General features: G+C 64.1%; 4 protein-coding genes. All 4 read left to right on the top strand.

Features of this window, described 5'->3' with window-relative positions:
- Window positions 1-50: 50 nt before the first annotated feature.
- Genes ACODSK_RS32550 through ACODSK_RS32565 form a run of 4 tightly spaced genes read left to right on the top strand, consistent with a single transcriptional unit; the run spans window position 51 to window position 2,821 of the window.
- A complete protein-coding gene (locus tag ACODSK_RS32550; protein WP_489022255.1) occupies window positions 51-776 on the top strand; it encodes an ABC transporter permease in 726 nt (241 codons plus the stop codon).
- Window positions 773-1,486, top strand: a complete 714-nt coding sequence (locus ACODSK_RS32555; RefSeq protein WP_489022256.1) for an ABC transporter permease — start codon at window positions 773-775, stop codon at window positions 1,484-1,486. Before ACODSK_RS32550 ends, ACODSK_RS32555 begins: the two co-directional genes overlap by 4 nt.
- A gap of 30 nt (window positions 1,487-1,516) precedes the next feature.
- The gene (locus tag ACODSK_RS32560) at window positions 1,517-2,314 is read left to right on the top strand and encodes an ABC transporter ATP-binding protein (RefSeq protein WP_489022260.1); all 798 of its coding nucleotides are present in this window, start codon (window positions 1,517-1,519) and stop codon (window positions 2,312-2,314) included.
- Window positions 2,315-2,326: 12 nt separating this feature from the next.
- A complete protein-coding gene (locus ACODSK_RS32565; protein WP_489022258.1) occupies window positions 2,327-2,821 on the top strand; it encodes an Lrp/AsnC family transcriptional regulator in 495 nt (164 codons plus the stop codon).
- The last annotated feature ends 79 nt before the right edge of the window (window positions 2,822-2,900 follow it).

The following is a 2,900-nucleotide window of genomic DNA, read 5'->3' on the forward strand; positions in this document are numbered from 1 at the left end:
GCCCACCCCCCCCCGGTCACCCGCACACCCACGCCCATCGAGATTTTCCCGTGAACGACTTCCTTCACTCTGTCGGCTTGCAGGCCTTGAGCCTGCAGGGCTTTGGCCCGTTGCTGGCGCAAGGCACCTGGATGACCCTGAAGCTGGCCCTGCTGTCCCTCGGCCTGAGCCTGCTGCTCGGCCTGCTCGGCGCCAGCGCCAAGCTCTCGCCCCTGCGCCTGCTGCGCATTCCCGCCACCCTCTACACCACCCTGATCCGCAGCGTGCCCGACCTGGTGCTGATCCTGCTGATCTTCTACACCTTCCAGATCTGGCTCAACGACTTCACCGAGTGGATGGGCTGGGGCTACTTCGAGATCGACCCCTTCACCGCCGGGGTACTGACCCTTGGCTTCATCTACGGCGCCTATTTCACCGAGAACTTCCGCGGCGCGATCCTCAGCGTCCCCGCCGGACAACTGGAAGCAGCCACCGCCTATGGCCTGAGCCGCGCCCAGCGCTTTCACCTGGTGCTGTTCCCGCAACTGATGCGCTTCGCCCTGCCGGGACTGGGCAACAACTGGCTGGTGCTGCTCAAGTCCACCGCACTGGTCTCGATCATCGGCCTCGCCGACCTGGTCAAGGCGGCGCAGAACGCCGGCAAGAGCACCAACAATGTCCTGTATTTCCTGATCATCGCCGGGCTGGTCTACCTGCTCATCACCACCCTGTCCAACCGCCTGTTCAAGCGTCTTGAGCGGCGCTTCAACACCGGCATCAAGGGGCTGGCATCATGATCGAACTGATCCAGGAATACGGCCTGGCCTACCTGTACAGCGACGGCGCCGGGCTTTCCGGGCTGGCCATGACCCTGTGGCTGTTCATCGTCACCATGGTCTGCGGCTTCTTCCTTTCCTTGCCGCTGGCCCTGGCGCGGATTTCGCGCAAGCTGTGGCTGCGCTGGCCGGTGGAGTTCTACACCTACCTGTTTCGCGGCACGCCGCTCTATATCCAGCTACTGATCTGCTACACCGGACTCTACGGCCTGGAAGTGGTGCGCGACCATGAAATGCTCGACCGCTTCTTCCGCAACGCGCTCAACTGCACCCTGCTGGCCTTCGTCCTCAACACCTGCGCCTACACCGTGGAGATCTTCGCCGGGGCCATTCGCAACATCCCCCACGGCGAGATCGAGGCGGCCCAGGCCTACGGCCTGCACGGCTGGAAACTCAACCTGTTCGTGGTCCTGCCGGCGGCGCTGCGGCGCTCACTGCCGGCCTACAGCAACGAACTGATCCTGATGCTGCATGCCACGTCCCTGGCGTTCACCGCGACCATCGCCGACATCCTGAAAGTGGCCCGCGACGCCAACGCCGCGACCTTCCTCACCTTCCAGGCCTTCGGCATCGCCGCGCTCCTGTACATGCTGCTGTCCTTCGCCCTGGTCGGGCTGTTCCGCCTGGCCGAACGACGCTGGATGCGTTTTCTCGTTCCTTCCCGAGGCTGACCCATGACCACTTCCGCACACGCCTTGTCGATGCAACCCACCCTCACCGCGCAGCCCCAGGTTGCCGCCAGCAGCGCCGCGATCAAGCTGACAGTGGAGGCGCTGCACAAGAGCTACGGCGATCACCAGGTTCTCAAAGGCGTCTCGCTGCAGGCGCGCAAGGGCGACGTGATCAGCCTGATCGGCGCCAGCGGCTCCGGCAAAAGCACCATGCTGCGCTGCATCAACTTCCTTGAGCAGCCCCAGGCCGGCGCCATCACCCTCGACGGCCAGACCATCGAGATGCGTCCGGGTCGCGGCCCCAACCCGGCACAGTTGCAGAACCTGCGCACACGCCTGGCCATGGTGTTCCAGCACTTCAACCTGTGGAGCCACATGACCGTGCTGGAAAACATCACCCTCGCGCCGCGCCGGGTGCTGGGCGTCAGCCAGCAGGAGGCCGAGGCCCGCGCCCGCGCCTATCTGGACAAGGTCGGGCTGCCGGCCCGGGCCGCCGAGCAATATCCGGCCTTCCTCTCCGGTGGCCAGCAACAGCGGGTGGCCATTGCCCGGGCCCTGGCGATGGAACCGGAGATCATCCTGTTCGACGAACCGACATCAGCCCTTGACCCTGAGCTTGTAGGAGAAGTCCTCAAGGTCATACAGACGCTGGCCGAGGAAGGTCGTACCATGCTCATGGTCACCCACGAGATGGGCTTTGCCCGCCAGGTGTCCAGCCAGGTGCTGTTCCTGCATCAGGGACTGGTCGAGGAACAGGGAAGCGCGAGCATCCTCGATCAGCCGCAAAGCGAGCGCCTGCAGCAATTTCTTTCCAACCGCTTGAAGTGAAACAACGCCACCATGGATACCAAGGCCAACCCCTCCCACGCCACGCCGCCGCTGGACCGCATCGACGAAGCGATCATCGATGTGCTGCGGCATAACGGCCGCATCACCTACGAGAAGCTCTCGACCCTGGTGCACCTGACCCCCAGGCCCTGCCTGGAACGGGTGCGCAAGCTGGAGCGACGCGGGGTGATCCGCGGCTACGGAGCGATCATCGATGTGCAGATGGTGTCGCCGGGGTTGTCCTTGCTGGTGCTGGTGGCGCTGTCCAACCAGAGCGGACGTTCGGCGCAGAAGGCCTTCGAGGCCTGCGTGCGGGCCTGTCCGCAAGTGTTCGACTGCCAGCTGATCAGCGGGCACTTCGACTACAGCCTGCGCATGCGCTGCCGGGACATGGAGCATTACCGGGTGCTGACCGAGACCTGGATGAACAACGACGAGCTGCATATCGACAAGCTGGTGGCGCATCCGGAGCTGGCGGTGGTAAAGAACACGGCGCCGCAACTGTAGTTTTCTGCTGCCCATACCGGCCCTATCGCTGCATGGGTATCTACACAACTTGAGATCAACCACAAAGCCACAGGTCGCC

This window comes from Pseudomonas sp. FG98, assembly GCF_057808595.1.